Here is a 14,033-nt window from a genome sequence, read left to right as displayed (position 1 = left end):
GGCGGTTGCCAGGAGTGTGAGTTCAGCAGCGGTCGGCACCTCGGCATCCCATACCCCGGCACCCCATACGCCGGATCCGGAGAATCCGACGCCGGCACCCCAGCGATCCGTCCTGCCGGTCCTCGCGATCGTGGTCACCGTCCTGATGTGGGCCTCCACCTTCGTGATCATGCGCTGGTCCGCCACCGACATCTCCCCCGGTCCGCTGGCGCTGATCCGCCTGCTGGCCGGCTCCCTGACGCTCACCGCACTGATCCTCTGGGTCCGCCGTGGACAGAGGCTGATCCCACGCGGCCGCGGCCTGGCCAATACGGCCGCCTTCGGCGTGATCTGGTTCGCCGTCTACACGCTGGTCTTCAACTGGGCCGGGCACTTCCTCGACGCCGGGACAGTGGCCATGATGGTCAACCTCGCCCCGCTGATGGTGGGCGTGGGCGCCGTGGTCTTCTTCAAGGAGGCCTTCTCGCGGCGACTCTTCCTGGGGATGCTGATCTCGCTCTCCGGCATCGGGTTCATCACTGCCGCCGGCAGCACCGGCCAACTGGCCTGGGCGGGCCTGATCATCGCCTTCGGCGCCGCCGTGCTCTACGCCGCAGGCATGATGGTCCAGAAGCTCGCCCTGCGGGACGTGGATCCGCTCAGCGCCACCTGGCTGGGCTGTGTGGCCGGAGCGCTGGCGCTGCTGCCCTTCCTGGGCCAGACCGCCGGGGAGCTCGGCGACATCAGCACCGGAACCCTCATCGGGGCGATCTACATGGGGATCGGCCCCTCAGCGCTGGGCTTCTGGTTCTGGGGCTACGCGATGAACCACTTCCCCACCGGGAAGGTGGCCTCGGCGACGCTGGCCGTGCCCGCCGTCGTCGTGCTGATGTCTGCGCTGACCCTGGGCGAGGTTCCCCCGCCGCTGGCCATCCTGGGCGGTGCGGTCTGCCTGGCCGGTGTCGCGGTGGCCCAGCTGCGCAGGCCCCAGCGGCGGCGCAGCGTGACCCGCGCCGCCTGAAGCCGGAGCCGCGCAGCTGAGGACAGCCCTGCTGAGCTCAGTGCTCCTGCAGGTAGTCCTCCACCCGCTGGACCTTCTCGGTGAGCTGGTTGTCGTGGCCGGGGCGGATGTCTGCCTTGACCACCAGGCTGACCCGGGAGCTGACGGCGGTGACCGCGTCGGTGGCCTCCCTGATCACGGCGAAGACCTCATCCCACTCACCCTCGATCGTGGTGAACATGGAGTTGGTCTCATAGGGCAGCCCGGAGTCCCGGACGATGCGCACGGCCTCAGCCACTGCCCGGCTGACGGAGCCGTCCTCGCTGGAGGATGCGGCCGGTGCTACGGAGAATGCGACGAGCATCTTCACTCCCTTCCTCGGGTCCCTCCCAGGCTACGCGCGTGCCCGGCGCAGATCGAGAGCCCTAAGATGCTCAGTGATGACCCTCTACATCGACCCGCCGGTCTGGCCGGCCCACGGGACCCTCTTCTCCCACCTGATCTCGGATGAGTCCCTGGCGGAGCTGCACGACTTCGCGGCCGCGTCCGGCATCAGCGAACGCGCCTTCGATGAGGACCACTACGACGTCCCGGAGTTCCGCCACCCCGAGCTGGTAGCCCGCGGGGCCGTGCCCGTCAGCGGCAACGAGCTGGCCCGAATCCTGACCCGCTCCGGACTGCGCGTCCGCTCACGCGATCGCAGCGGCAAGGTCCGGCCCCGGCTGAGCCGTGCCTGGTCCCGGCTGGGTGGTCGGCTGCTGGAGACCCCGGCGACCCCTGCGGAATGGGAGGACCTGGGCGAGGGCCTGCTGCTGCGCTGGTCCGAGCACCACCGCAGCTATCACGCGCTCCCGCATCTGGCCGCTGTGCTGCACGGGGTCGCGTTGTTGGAGCGCCACGGAGAGTGCGCCGCCGAACAGGGCCCTGCCCTGCTGCTGGCCGCCTGGTATCACGACGCCGTCTACGCGGGCACCGCTGGGGAGGACGAGGAGGCCTCCGCCCGGCTGGCCGAGGATCAGCTGAGCCGGATGCTGCCGGATCACCTCACCGCAGAGACGGCTCGGCTGGTCCGGCTGACCGCCTCGCACTCACCCGAGGAGGGTGACCACTCCGGGGCGGTGCTGGTGGATGCCGATCTGGAGGTCCTGGGGCGAGAGCGTGCGCTCTACCGGCGCTATGCCCAGCAGGTGCGTCAAGACTATGCCCATGTGCCTGAGGAGCAGTTCCGGGCCGGCCGCGCCCAGGTGCTGCAACGCCTGCTGGAAGCGCCGCCGCTGTTCCGCACGACCACCGGCCGGCGGCTCTGGGAGGGGCAGGCCCGGAACAACATGGAGCAGGAGCTGAGGGAACTCACCTCCGGCTGAGCGCCGGCTCCTCCTGCTCGTAGGCCTCCTGGGAGGACTCCTTCTGCTCGATGCGCTCCCGCTCGGCCTGCTGGGCGCTGCGTTCGCGACCCTTGCGGATGGTGGCCCGCACCCACTGGTGGGGCAGGGTGGCCAGCCAGATGATGCCCTCGCCGTAGCGGCGGATGCCCTTATCCCACAGGGGCAGAGCGAAGAGCCAGGTGGTCAGCGCCGAGAGGATGAAGCAGACGATCACCATGATGGGGCCGGGGACGACCTCCAGGATGTCGTCCAGCGGGCGGTTCAGCGCCCGGACCATGAAGCCGTGCATCAGGTAGACCGCCAGGGAGCGGCGGCCCACCGTGGCCCACATGCCGGCGCCCCGGGGGGCCCAGGCCAGAACAGCCAGCGTGCTGAGCATGGCGCAGAGCGCGATGATCCCGCGCAGGGCGGAACCTTCGGCGGCAGTGGCGTCCATGAACTCGAAGCCGCGGCTGCCGTAGAACCAGAGCTTGTCCACGTCGAAGTGGTAGAAGACGCCCACCGGCACCATCGCGGCGCCCAGCAGACCGGCCCGTCTGCCCAGGCCGCCCGACCCGGCCCAGGCGAGGATGCGGTGGCCGTAGAGCTTGCCGATCACGAAGAAGGGCCAGAATGCCAGGGCCCGAGCGATGGAGAGCTGATAGTCGTATTCGGGGATGAGCCCGCCGAAGAGGCCGGCGGCCAGCGAGAGGCTGAGCATCGTGCGCGGGAAGCGCTCGATCAGCGGCACCGTCAGCAGCCACCACACCAGGGCGAGCAGGAACCAGGTGATCCAGTAGGGCACCAGGAAGTCGAAGTCTGGATCCAGCCCCAGCATGCTCATCCACCCGTAGTACAGCGGCAGAGCCGTTACCAGCAGGATCAGCAGGAAGGCCACACGGTGCGGGATCTTTCCCGAGCGCGCCGTCATACCGGTCAGGAAGACGAACGCCGGCATGTGGAAGGCGTAGATGGCGGTCTGGAAGATCCGCAGCGAGGCGTCATCCCATGGGGTGACTGCGGCCATGATGTGGCCCAGCACCACCATGAAGATCAGTACGCCCTTGGCGGCGTCGAGTCTGTGGTCTCGCGAGGACATCCAGGGAACATAGCAACCGAGTTCAGACCTTGCCTCGATAGCTCCTCAACACTTCCTGAATGCGTGAGACTGCTGAATGACTCAGTCCATCTGCCCCAGAGCCTCCGGCACGAGCGCCAGGACCACGGGCACCACCCCCAGCAGGACGAAGGCCGGCAGAAAGCAGATGCCCAGCGGGATGACCATCTGGACCCCCAGACGAGCGGCGCGCTGCTCGGCCTGCTGACGGTGCTCCGCCCGGGCCTGCCGCGCCCCAGTCTGGAGCAGCTCCGCCGTGGGCGCCCCGGTGGCGTGGGCGAAGGCCAGCTGCCGGCCGAAGAGCCGCAGCTCGGGATGATCCCCGACGCCGGCCCAAGCCGTCTCCCACGGGGCCCCGGCGGTCAGGCTGCGGTGGACATGGGCCAACGGCTCCGCCCCGGGAACACAGGCCGCCAAACGGTCCAGGGCAGCCTCGATCCCCACACCGGAGGAGAGCAGGGCACCGGTGAGGTCCAACAGTCCGGCGGCGTCCACCGCCTGGGCGGCCTCCTGCTGAGCACCACGACGCCGGAGCAGCCGCCTCAGCAGGCCGGGTTCAGGGAGGTGCTGGGTGACCGGTGAACTCTGGTGGGCCGTGGGCCGGGCCGAACGGACTGAGGCGCTTCGGCGTCGGGCTGTTCGACCCCGGGCTGTTCTGCGCTGTGCTGCTGCGGAAGACCGGGCTGCTGCGGGAAGGAGCAGCAGCACAGCGGCCGCGGCCAGGAACATCCCGGCAGCGGCGGGCAGCAGCGAGGGGACCATCGGCGTGATCAGGGGTGAGAGCGGCCTTGGGGAGGCGCTCCCCATCATGACCTGGGCAGCCCCTGCCACCATCAGTGCGGGCTCAGACATCACTGACCACCCCGCGGATGAGCCGGGTGCTCCACCACCAGCCGAAGGCCAACAGGCCCAGACCCAGCAGCAGGCACAGCCAGCCCAGTGAGGTGCCCGTCAGTGTGGCCAGCGGACTGACGCCCATCAGCTGTCCCAGCCCCAGGCCGCCCAGGGGCAGCAGCGCCAACACCACCTGGGTGAGCTTGGGGCCGGCGGCGGCCGTCTGCACCGCGGCATGCAGCTCGGAGGCCTCATCCATCCCCTCGGCCAGCTGCTCCACCAGCCGCGAGAGCGGGGCGCCGGTCTGCTCGGAGAGAGAGGTGACCGCGATCAGCTGCTCCACGCAGCGCCTCACCTCCGGCGGGAGCTCCCCAGCGTCGGCTCGCAGGCAGCGGCGCAGACCGGCGGCACTGCCCTGCCCGAGCTGCTCACTGGTGGCCACCTGACCGCAGACCACGGCGAAGGGATGCTCCTCGGCAGGATCCGCAGCGCCCTCCAGGGGACCTCGGGCGATCCAGTGGCTGCGCAGATCGGCCCAGGCCTGGGCTTCGGCACGGCCTGACTGCAGCAGGGCGGAGAACTGACGCAGCAGCACGGCTCCGTCCCGGCGCAGCGCACCGCTGTGGTCTGCGCCCAGCGCCTGGAGCCTGGCCAGGATTCCGCGCAGCGTGATCGTCCTGGACCGTGGGCTCCGTGAGGCTCTGGCCGCCGGGAGCAGCAGGAGCACGGCCGCCGCGGCCACAGCGAAGACGGCGATGATGGTGAGCGGCTCAGACATCGAGACCACCACCCTGCAGTCCGGTCCGGGAGGCGAAGGCTCCCCATCCGGGTCCGCGGCGCGTCCGGCCCTGGTCTTGGATGAGCACCGGCTCCATGACCAGCCGCCCCTCGGCATAGCTGACCGCTGAGACGGCCACGGGCATCCGGGCCCCGGCCACCCGCTCCACATGGACCACCACGTCCAGGGCGGCTGCGGCCTGCAGGGAGACGGTCTCCGGGCTCAGCCCCGCCAAGGCGCCCATGGCCACCAGCCGGGCCGGCACCGACTCCGGAGAGTTGGCGTGCACCGTCCCGCCGGCTCCCTGATGTCCGGTGTTCATGGCCGTGAGGAAGTCCCTGAGCTCCGCGCCGCGGCATTCGCCGACCATGAGCCGGTCGGGACGCATCCGCAGAGTCTCGCGGACCAGACGTCCCATATCCACCCTGCCGGCACCCTCCACATTGCCCTGCCGGCCCTGAAGGTGCAGCACATGCGGGTGATCCGGGTGCAGCTCCGTGGTGTCCTCCACCACCACGATCCGCTCCTCGGCCCGGCACTCCCCCAGCATTCCGGCCAGCAGGCTGGTCTTCCCGGAGCCGGTGGCCCCGGAGATCAGCCAGTTCATCCGCCCGGCGATGATGCCCCGGACGGCGGGCACCCAGAGCTCGGGCTGGGCCCACTGCCGGGACAGCTCGGCCACGCTGGTCACCGAACTGCGCGAGACCCGCACCGAGATCATCGTCCCCTCCACCGCCACCGGAGGGATCACCGCGTGGATGCGGCAGTCACCGATCCGGCCGTCGGCACAGGGATGTCCCTCATCCAGCCGCCCACCGGACATCGCGATCAGCCGCCGGGCCAGCCCCCGCACCTGCTCCTCGCTGCCCACCTGCACCTCAGTGGACTGAAGGCCGGCTGTCCCATCGGTATAGATCCGCCCCCGCACGCCCACCAGAACATCGGTCACACCCTCCTGATCCACGAACTGTTGCAGCGGTCCCAGCCCCACCAGCTCATCGCGCAGCGAACGGACCAGCTGCTGGGTGGTCCCGGAGCCCAGGGCCAGTCCGGAGCTGCGCACGGCCTCGGCGATCCGGGCGGCGGTCAGCGGCTCCGAGGAGGCGGCCAGCTCCTCGCGCAGACTCTGCAGCTCATCCATCGACCACACCTGCCGCCTGAAGGATTCCGCCGATCATCGCCGCCCCGCGGCCCGAACGCAGCAGCTCGTAGCTCGCACCCAGCTCATCGGACCTCCGCAGCCAGCGCTGCTCCGGGATGTCCGCCGCGACCTCCACACCCAGGGCCTCGCGCATCTCGGCCGCCCGCCACCCGGGCCGGGCTCTGCCGTTGAGCACCAGCTGAAAGGACACTCCGGAGACTGCAGCCATCAGCTCATCGGCGGCATCCACGGATCGGGCCGAGGCCGGGGCCACCAACAGCGCACACTCCATGCGGTCCGCGGCGGCGCGCAGCAGCTCAGGCCGGCGGCCGGCGTCGAGGATCACCAGATCGAAGGCTCGCTTCCCCGCCCCGATGACCTCCTCCGCGGTGCGCAGCGGGGCCGGCTCCGCCTCCGCACCTGCTGTGGCCCCGGCAGCCGACTCGGTCTCGCTGACCACATGGATGCCCTCCAGAACGGGCAGGGCCGCCTGCAGCTGGGAGGAGGAGAGCTCACCCTCGATCTGAGCCAGGGCCGACCACCCCAGCGACTCATCGACCGAAGCCGACGGAACCTGCTCCCTGAGCAGGGCGCGGATCCCCGATCCCGGATGCGGGTCCCCGTCCACCAGCAGCGCACTCATCCCGCGGGCCGCAGCCTCAGCCGCGAGCAGATAGGACAGCGTGGTCGCTCCCACTCCCCCGAAGACCCCGGCGACGCCGAGCACACAGCCGGGCGCCCGGTCCATGACGCGTCCGCCCAGATGCTCGCTGAGCCACACCTCCGCCTGGGGCAGCGGCACCGCCTGCATCCCCGGGCGCGAGGCGGCCAGCCGCCAGAGCGCATCCGGCGGCGCCTCCGCATCCTCCCCGTGGCCCAGCAGCAGGATCTGCTCCGTGGGAGCCCCTGCGGGCGGCAGGGCATCCGGACCGCACATCACCGCAGCCCAGTCCTCCGGCGGAACCTCGGCCCAGCCGGGCCTGCAGTCCAGCCGACCTCCGACGACGGCAGCGATCAGCGCCACGTCATCGCGCAGCTCCTCATCTCCGGTCACCAGCAGAAAGGTCGGCTCCGCAGAGTCATCGGAGCCGGCACGGGCCGCCGAGGCCGGGAGGAAGGGGACGCGGGATGAAGCCATGGGCCCACTCTGCGGCCCCGGCCGGGACCGGGTGGAGAACTGGGGCTGATCTGTGGAGAGCCGCGCGCGGCGTCGGCGTCGTGGGTAGGGCTGTGGAGGAGACGAGCGCTGTACACATCAGCACGCCACAGCTCCGCGCAGCAGACGGGAGCTCAGCCCAACCGCTGGTGCTCCCGCGGATCGAGCGATCGGGACTCATCCCAAGGCTGACTCCAGCCCAGACGGTCCAGCACCCGGTCCAGCAGGATTCCGGTGAAACCCCAGATCAGCGCCCCGTCACAGAGGAAGGCCGGCGAGCGCCGCTCCACGCCCTTCCAGCGGATCGCCGCACTGCGGCGGTTCTGCGGATCGATCAGCGCCTGCAGCGGCACATGCAGCACCCGTTCCACCTCCCCGGCCTGCGGGGTGAGCACTCCGGGATCCGCTGCTGTGGCCACGATCGGGGTCACGATGAAGCCGCTGACCGGGACCGGGGCAGGCGGCAGCGTGCCCACCAGGCTGACCCGGCTGACATCCAGGCCGATCTCCTCCTGGGCCTCGCGCAGGGCACAGGCGGCGGGGCCGGCGTCGAACTCCTCCTGCTTCCCTCCGGGCAGCGAGACCTGGCCCGGGTGCTTGGCCAGGCCAGCCGACCGCTCAGTGAGCAGCAGATAGGGTTCCGCACCGTCCTCGGGCAGGCAGACGAGGAAGAGCACAGCGGCCCGGCGCCAGGAGCCGACCACGGCGGGATCCCAGTCCTCGTCGTCGGGGCGCAGCTGCCAGGAGGCGCTGCCGGGGCCGGGAAGCTCGGCGGGCATCCGCTCCCACCAGGCGCCCTCCGCGGCACCCTGAGGGTGCCGACTGCTGTAGTCGGCGGCGTCGCGCACCAATGCCTCCAGCTGGGACTCCAGCTGGCTGCGACTCAGGGCGTGGGCGGAGGGTTCAGGCACTCAGCGGATACCCCTCTTCGCGCAGCTGGCGGCGGGTACAGCCGGCGCGCATCTTCTCCAGCAGCTCCTCGCGGCCGGGGGCGAGCTCGTACTTCAGCAGGTCCTTCGCGGCCTCCTCGCTGACCTCGCCCATCCCATAGGAGGGGCACCATTTCGCGATCGGGCAGGCGCCGCAGGCCGGTCGACGCGAGTGGCAGACCCTGCGGCCGTGGAAGACCAGGCGGTGGGAGAGCATGGTCCAGTCCTTGGGCTCGAAGAGCTCGGCGACGTCGTGCTCCACCTTCACCGGATCATCCTGCTCAGTCATGCCCAGCCGACGGGCCAGCCGCCCGAAATGTGTGTCCACCGTCAGCCCGGGGCGGCCGAAGGCGTTGCCCAGCACCACGAAAGCGGTCTTGCGCCCGACGCCGGGCAGCTTCACCAGCTCGTTGAGCTCACCGGGGACCTCGCCGTCGTGCTGGTCCACCAGCGCCCCGGCCAGGCCCAGCAGCGCCTTGGTCTTGGACTTGTAGAAACCGGTGGGGCGGATGATCTCCGCGATGGCATCCTCCTCGGCCACGGCCATCGCATGGGCGTCCGGGCAGCGGCGGAAGAGCTCGGGGGTGATGGAGTTGACCCGCACATCCGTGGTCTGAGCGGAGAGCACAGTGGCCACCAGCAGCTCGAAGGTGTTGTCGAAGTCCAGCTCGGCCACGGCGTAGGGGTAGGTCTCCCCCAGGACGCGATTGATCTTCCTGACGCGGCGCTTGGTGGCCAGCGGTGTCTCCTCAGCTGTCATCGGCTTTATTCTACGGATCGGCGAAAACGGCCGCTCATCGCAGAAAAAGCACCGCTCGTCGTGACCCGACTCCGGCAGTCTTCCTCGGGCGACCTACACTCCTGACAGAACGTGACGCACGTCTCGCAGGATGTCAGTGCAAAGCTGTATGGTGATCGGCGACACAGTTCCCCGCCGACGCATTTCGTCAGTACCCAAGGAGGAGCGCATGGAGAGCATGCAGAAGGAGACCCGGGTCTTCCCACCGAGCGAGGCGTTCGCCGCGGACGCGGTCGCCAAGGCGGACAAATACGAGAGGGCCCAGGCCGACCGCCTCAGCTACTGGGCCGACGAGGCCCGTGCGGCGCTCAGCTGGGACAAAGACTTCGCCGAAGTCCTCGACTGGTCCGAGGCACCCTTCGCCAAGTGGTTCGTCGGCGGCGAGCTCAACGCCGCCTACAACGCCGTGGACCGCCACGTGGAGGCCGGCAACGGCGAGCGAGCAGCCATCCACTTCGAAGGCGAGCCCGGCGACAGCCGCACCTTCACCTACGCAGAGCTCAAGGACGAGGTCTCCCGCGCAGCCAACGCCTTCGAATCCTTGGGCGTGACCAAGGGCGACCGTGTGGCCATCTACATGCCGATGATCCCCGAGACCATTGTGACCATGCTGGCCTGCGCGCGCATCGGCGCCATCCACTCCGTGGTCTTCGGCGGCTTCTCCTCCGACGCCCTGCGCTCCCGCGTGGACGATGCTGAGGCCAAGCTGGTGGTCACCGCCGACGGCTCATACCGCCGCGGCAAGCCCTCCCCGCTGAAACCCAACGTCGACGCCGCACTCTCCGCACCGGGTCACACCGTAGAGAACGTGGTGGTGGTCAAGCGCAACGGCGAGGACGTGGAGTTCACCGCCGAGCGTCCCGACGGCGCCAAGGAGCTCTGGTGGCACGATCTGGTGGACGGCCAGTCCGCTGAGCACGCCTACGTGGCCCACGACTCCGAGCACCCGCTGTTCATCCTCTACACCTCCGGCACCACCGGGAAGCCCAAGGGCATCCTGCACACCACCGGCGGCTACCTCACCCAGACCGCGGTCACCCACCGGGACACCTTCGACCTGAAGCCCGAGACCGACGTCTACTGGTGCACCGCCGACGTCGGGTGGATCACCGGCCACTCCTACATCACCTACGGACCGCTGGTGAACGGCTCCACCCAGGTGATCTACGAAGGCACCCCAGACAGTCCGCATAAGGGCCGCCTGTGGGAGATCGTGCAGAAGTACGGGGTCACACAGTTCTACACCGCCCCCACCCTGATCCGCACCTGCATGAAGTGGGGCCGCGAGATCCCGGATGAGTACGACCTCTCCACCCTGCGCGTGCTGGGCACCGTGGGTGAGGCCATCAACCCCGAGGCCTGGATGTGGTTCCGCGAGGTCATCGGTGCCAACAACGGCCCGGGCAAGCCGCCCAAGGAGGACCCGGCGCCCATCGTGGACACCTGGTGGCAGACCGAGACCGGCGCCCACATGATCTCCCCGCTGCCCGGCGTCACCCACACCAAGCCCGGCTCCGCACAGGCCGCGGTGCCCGGCATCGACATCGGGATCGTGGACGAGCTCGGCGAGCCCCTGGGCGTGGGCGAGGCCGGCCTGCTGGTCGTCAAGGAACCCTGGCCCTCCATGCTCCGCGGCATCTACAACAACTCAGAGCGCTATAAGGAGACCTACTGGTCCCGGTTCGGCGATGTGTACTTCGCCGGCGACGGCGCGCGCACCGATGAGGACGGCGACATCTGGCTGATGGGACGCGTGGACGACGTCATGAACGTCTCCGGACACCGCCTCTCCACCACCGAGATCGAGTCCGCCCTGGTCTCCCACGAGGCCGTGGCGGAGGCGGCCGTGGTCGGCGCCAAGGATGCGACCACCGGTGAGGCCGTCGTCGCCTTCGTCATCCTCCGCGGAGACGCCGAGGACGCCACAGGTCTCGAGCAGGAGCTGCGCAACCACGTGGGACAGGAGATCGGCCCGATCGCCAAGCCGCGCAACGTCCTGGTGGTGCCCGAGCTGCCCAAGACCCGCTCCGGCAAGATCATGCGCCGCCTGCTCAAGGACGTCGCCGAGGGGCGCGAGGCCGGAGACGCCTCCACCCTGGCCGATCCCACTGTGATGCAGCAGATCGCAGAGGATATGCGGGCCAAGCACGGGGCGTAAGTCCCAGAACAGCGCGTCGGGGCCGCGGGACCTCTCCTCCCTGCTGAATGAAGCGCGCCGCGCGGGCAAGCCGCCCGCGTCGCTGTGAAGCTTCATTCAGAAGGGACCCTCCGAGGTCGCGCGGCCCCTTCTGCGCGTCCTCAGCTGTACGCTGAGGGGAGCATCGTCCCGTTCATGTCTTTCTGAGGAGTGTTGTCATGGCTGACAGTCCGTCGCGGATCCTGGTGGCCAATGGGCCGAACCTGAACCTCCTGGGAACACGGGAGCCCGGACTCTACGGTGCCGCCACACTCGCCGACGTCGAGACGCTCTGCGCGGAGACAGGACAGCGGCTGGGGCTGGAGATCGACTTCATGCAGTCCAACCACGAGGGAGCCCTGGTGGATGCCATCCAGGCCGCCCGTGGAACCGCCCAGGGGATCGTAATCAACCCTGCGGCCTACACCCACACCTCGGTGGCCATCGCCGATGCCCTGCGCGCAACGGAGCTTCCAGTGGTGGAGGTCCACATCAGCAACGTCCACGCCCGGGAGGAGTTCCGGAAGCACTCCTACGTCTCCCCGGTGGCGACGGCAGTGATCGCAGGCGCCGGGCTCAACGGATACCGCTTCGCGATCGAGCACCTGGCCTCTGTGCTGGAAGGCTGAGCGGTCCAGTCGGCCCGACAGCAGGACGACGACGCCGGCTCAGCGATCCACGCATCGGCCGGTGGAGACCGTCTCGGTGAAGCCCTCGGGGTTCGTCAGGACCTCCCCGGCCTCCTCCGCCGTCAGGGCGAAGCCGACTGCGCTGCCCTCCACCGCACGGGCGAAGACCACGCCGAGCAGACGGCCCTCCTCGTCCACCAGCGGACCGCCGGAGTTGCCCTGCCGGACATCGGCGTTGAGCTGATAGATCTCCACCTCAGAGGGTGAGCCTCCGTAGATGTCGTTGACCTGGGAGACGTCGCGGGCCTGGACGATGGCCGGGCCGGCCACGAAGGGGCCGCCGGCCGGATAGCCCATCACGAACCCGGAGGCCCCGGAGTCGGCCGGCTCGCCGATCTCCACCTCGGGGACGTCCAACGGGTCCACCGCCAGCACGGCCAGATCGTTGGCCGGGTTGAAGTAGACGGTGCGCCCGGTGACCACCTCGCCGGTGGCCATCTCCACCGAAGGCTCGGAGACTCCGGCGATCACATGGGCGTTGGTGACCACCCGGGTGGGGGTGATGGCGAATCCGGTGCCCGTCTGGCTCTGGCCGCAGTGCTCGGCCACACCGCTGATGCGCCCCACCGCACCTGCGGTGTGCTCCGCGGCCTCGGTGAGATCGACGTCGTCGGGAAGCTCGGCAGATTCGGGCACCAGCGGCTGAGCGAGCTCCGGGATGTCGGACTCCATCACCGCAGTGCGCAGCTGGGCGAACCATGCCTCAGTGCGCTCCGGGACCAGAGAGTTGATCCCCTGCAGCACGGCCGACTGCTTCATGTGCTGGTTCACCGTGGGGAAGCCCATGGCTGAGACGGAGAAGGACAGGGCGGCGATGACGAAGACGGCCACCACCAGATTGGCCAGGCCGCCCACCAGAGAGCCCAGCGTATGCAGCGTGGGCGAGCGGAAGAGGCGCTGGATCTCAGCACCTGCCGTGGTGCCCAGGGCATGGCCGGCGACCACCAGCACGATGGCGGCGGCCAGGACTGCCACCACCCGCCAGACCGGATCCGAGACCCATTCGGCCACCAGCGGCATGGCGAAGAAGGCCGCCACTGCGCCCACCAGGAACCCGGCGGCGCCGCCCACAGTGATCCACAGACCCTTGCGCAGGCCGACGGCCAGGAAGCCGATCAGCACAAGCACCAGAATCACATCGAGCAGGGTGATCCCCATGCCTCACTCCTGTCCGCAGTCTCTCCATCGTCAGGGCCGGGAGTCCTCGGCCAGACCTTGATCAGGATGACATACGCTCTGCAGAGAATCCTGGACGTTTCCCGGTCCGGGCTTGACCTGGTAACTTCGTAGGAAGTATCCGACGTCACGTTGCCGGAGTCGGACAGCAGTTCTCTGGCAACATCAGATATGCTTGACATCTTTTCTGTGCCTCGAGAGGAAGAACGGAAGACCTATGGATCTTGAAGTGCTGCGTCGCGCCCCCCTTTTCGCGACGGTGGATGACGACGTCTTCGCCGCTCTGACTGCGGAACTCTCCGAGGTGGACCTGTCCCGCGGCTCCTCGATCTTCCACGAAGGAGATCAGGGTGATCAGCTGTACTTCATCGTCTCCGGGAAGATCAAGCTCGGCCGCACCACCCCGGACGGCCGGGAGAATCTGCTGGCCGTGCTCGGCCCGGGTGAGATCTTCGGCGAGATGGCGCTGTTCAACCCCGCACCCCGCACCGCGACGGCGACGGCGGTCTCCGAGACCCGCCTGGCCGGCCTGAAGCATGACAGCCTCCGCGAGGTCATCAATCAGGCCCCGGACGTGTCGGTCCAGCTGCTGCGCGCCCTGGCCCAGCGCCTGAGCCGCACCAACGAATCCCTGGCCGACCTGGTGTTCTCCGATGTGCCCGGCCGTGTGGCCAAGGCCCTGCTGGACCTGGCCGACCGTTTCGGCCGCCCGGCACCGGACGGTGTCCTGGTCGCCCACGAGCTCACCCAGGAGGAGCTGGCCCAGCTGGTCGGCGCCTCCCGCGAGACCGTGAACAAGGCCCTGGCCGAGTTCGTCCAGCGCGGCTGGCTGCGCCTGGAGGCCCGGGCCGTGGTCATCCTGGACATCCAGCGCATCCGTCAGCGCAGCCGCTGA

At 69.4% G+C, this 14,033-nt stretch carries 14 protein-coding genes; 5 read left to right on the top strand and 9 right to left on the bottom strand.

Annotation, left to right across the window (positions count from 1 at the left end; all coding sequences use genetic code 11):
- Positions 1–16 precede the first annotated feature (16 nt).
- On the top strand, positions 17–1,000 hold the full coding sequence (locus IEW85_RS11775; protein WP_188685951.1) for a DMT family transporter: 984 nt from the start codon (positions 17–19) through the stop codon (positions 998–1,000).
- 37 nt (positions 1,001–1,037) lie between these two features.
- On the opposite strand, the gene IEW85_RS11770 is transcribed toward IEW85_RS11775, so the two are convergent.
- Positions 1,038–1,343, bottom strand: coding sequence for an MTH1187 family thiamine-binding protein (locus IEW85_RS11770; RefSeq protein ID WP_188685948.1), 306 nt, complete (start codon positions 1,341–1,343; stop codon positions 1,038–1,040).
- Positions 1,344–1,419: 76 nt separating this feature from the next.
- On the opposite strand from IEW85_RS11770, the gene IEW85_RS11765 reads away from it, so the two are divergent.
- Positions 1,420–2,343, top strand: a complete 924-nt coding sequence (locus IEW85_RS11765) for a DUF4031 domain-containing protein (protein ID WP_188685946.1) — start codon at positions 1,420–1,422, stop codon at positions 2,341–2,343.
- Here the strand turns inward: IEW85_RS11765 and IEW85_RS11760 are convergent.
- From IEW85_RS11760 to nth, 7 genes are all read right to left on the bottom strand, one after another.
- The gene (locus tag IEW85_RS11760) at positions 2,330–3,442 is read right to left on the bottom strand and encodes an acyltransferase family protein (protein WP_188685944.1); all 1,113 of its coding nucleotides are present in this window, start codon (positions 3,440–3,442) and stop codon (positions 2,330–2,332) included. The two genes, IEW85_RS11765 and IEW85_RS11760, sit on opposite strands and share 14 nt — an antisense overlap.
- Before the next feature lie 81 nt (positions 3,443–3,523).
- Complete coding sequence (locus tag IEW85_RS11755) at positions 3,524–4,312, bottom strand: type II secretion system F family protein (protein ID WP_188685942.1); 789 nt, start codon at positions 4,310–4,312, stop codon at positions 3,524–3,526.
- Positions 4,305–5,072: a hypothetical protein gene (locus IEW85_RS11750; RefSeq protein WP_188685940.1), complete on the bottom strand. Its 768-nt coding sequence runs from the start codon at positions 5,070–5,072 to the stop codon at positions 4,305–4,307. Before IEW85_RS11750 ends, IEW85_RS11755 begins: the two co-directional genes overlap by 8 nt.
- Positions 5,065–6,213 carry a TadA family conjugal transfer-associated ATPase gene (locus tag IEW85_RS11745; RefSeq protein WP_188685938.1) on the bottom strand — a complete coding sequence of 383 codons (1,149 nt, stop codon included), beginning with the start codon at positions 6,211–6,213 and terminating at the stop codon, positions 5,065–5,067. The genes IEW85_RS11750 and IEW85_RS11745 overlap by 8 nt, the downstream gene beginning before the upstream one ends.
- On the bottom strand, positions 6,206–7,351 hold the full coding sequence (locus IEW85_RS11740; protein ID WP_188685937.1) for a CpaE-like family protein: 1,146 nt from the start codon (positions 7,349–7,351) through the stop codon (positions 6,206–6,208). Before IEW85_RS11740 ends, IEW85_RS11745 begins: the two co-directional genes overlap by 8 nt.
- 152 nt (positions 7,352–7,503) lie before the next feature.
- Positions 7,504–8,280 (bottom strand): NUDIX hydrolase, encoded by a 777-nt coding sequence (locus IEW85_RS11735; protein WP_188685935.1) that lies wholly within the window; start codon positions 8,278–8,280, stop codon positions 7,504–7,506.
- Positions 8,273–9,058, bottom strand: a complete 786-nt coding sequence (gene nth, locus IEW85_RS11730; RefSeq protein WP_188685932.1) for an endonuclease III — start codon at positions 9,056–9,058, stop codon at positions 8,273–8,275. The genes IEW85_RS11735 and nth overlap by 8 nt, the downstream gene beginning before the upstream one ends.
- Before the next feature lie 208 nt (positions 9,059–9,266).
- On the opposite strand from nth, the gene acs reads away from it, so the two are divergent.
- Positions 9,267–11,255 carry an acetate--CoA ligase gene (gene acs, locus IEW85_RS11725; protein ID WP_229658994.1) on the top strand — a complete coding sequence of 663 codons (1,989 nt, stop codon included), beginning with the start codon at positions 9,267–9,269 and terminating at the stop codon, positions 11,253–11,255.
- 197 nt (positions 11,256–11,452) lie between these two features.
- A complete protein-coding gene (gene aroQ, locus IEW85_RS11720; protein ID WP_188685930.1) occupies positions 11,453–11,902 on the top strand; it encodes a type II 3-dehydroquinate dehydratase in 450 nt (149 codons plus the stop codon).
- A 39-nt stretch (positions 11,903–11,941) separates the two neighbouring features.
- On the opposite strand, the gene IEW85_RS11715 is transcribed toward aroQ, so the two are convergent.
- Positions 11,942–13,120, bottom strand: a complete 1,179-nt coding sequence (locus tag IEW85_RS11715) for a MarP family serine protease (RefSeq protein ID WP_188685928.1) — start codon at positions 13,118–13,120, stop codon at positions 11,942–11,944.
- 235 nt (positions 13,121–13,355) lie between these two features.
- Here IEW85_RS11715 and IEW85_RS11710 point away from each other — a divergent pair, with 235 nt between their 5' ends.
- Positions 13,356–14,033, top strand: a complete 678-nt coding sequence (locus tag IEW85_RS11710) for a Crp/Fnr family transcriptional regulator (RefSeq protein ID WP_188685926.1) — start codon at positions 13,356–13,358, stop codon at positions 14,031–14,033.

The organism is Nesterenkonia cremea (genome assembly GCF_014642675.1).
Lineage (GTDB): Bacteria > Actinomycetota > Actinomycetes > Actinomycetales > Micrococcaceae > Nesterenkonia > Nesterenkonia cremea.
Note: the sequence above shows the minus strand (reverse complement) of the source record. Positions and strands in the feature narration are given on the sequence as shown.

What these genes read in the sequence shown, in the direction of transcription:
- IEW85_RS11770 (WP_188685948.1), bottom strand. Translation starts at nt 1,343, where the DNA reads ATGCTCGTCGCATTCTCCGTAGCACCGGCCGCATCCTCCAGCGAGGAC.
- IEW85_RS11765 (WP_188685946.1), top strand. Translation starts at nt 1,420, where the DNA reads ATGACCCTCTACATCGACCCGCCGGTCTGGCCGGCCCACGGGACCCTC.
- IEW85_RS11760 (WP_188685944.1), bottom strand. Translation starts at nt 3,442, where the DNA reads ATGTCCTCGCGAGACCACAGACTCGACGCCGCCAAGGGCGTACTGATC.
- IEW85_RS11755 (WP_188685942.1), bottom strand. Translation starts at nt 4,312, where the DNA reads ATGTCTGAGCCCGCACTGATGGTGGCAGGGGCTGCCCAGGTCATGATG.
- IEW85_RS11750 (WP_188685940.1), bottom strand. Translation starts at nt 5,072, where the DNA reads ATGTCTGAGCCGCTCACCATCATCGCCGTCTTCGCTGTGGCCGCGGCG.
- IEW85_RS11745 (WP_188685938.1), bottom strand. Translation starts at nt 6,213, where the DNA reads ATGGATGAGCTGCAGAGTCTGCGCGAGGAGCTGGCCGCCTCCTCGGAG.
- IEW85_RS11740 (WP_188685937.1), bottom strand. Translation starts at nt 7,351, where the DNA reads ATGGCTTCATCCCGCGTCCCCTTCCTCCCGGCCTCGGCGGCCCGTGCC.
- nth (WP_188685932.1), bottom strand. Translation starts at nt 9,058, where the DNA reads ATGACAGCTGAGGAGACACCGCTGGCCACCAAGCGCCGCGTCAGGAAG.
- acs (WP_229658994.1), top strand. Translation starts at nt 9,267, where the DNA reads ATGGAGAGCATGCAGAAGGAGACCCGGGTCTTCCCACCGAGCGAGGCG.
- aroQ (WP_188685930.1), top strand. Translation starts at nt 11,453, where the DNA reads ATGGCTGACAGTCCGTCGCGGATCCTGGTGGCCAATGGGCCGAACCTG.
- IEW85_RS11715 (WP_188685928.1), bottom strand. Translation starts at nt 13,120, where the DNA reads ATGGGGATCACCCTGCTCGATGTGATTCTGGTGCTTGTGCTGATCGGC.
- IEW85_RS11710 (WP_188685926.1), top strand. Translation starts at nt 13,356, where the DNA reads ATGGATCTTGAAGTGCTGCGTCGCGCCCCCCTTTTCGCGACGGTGGAT.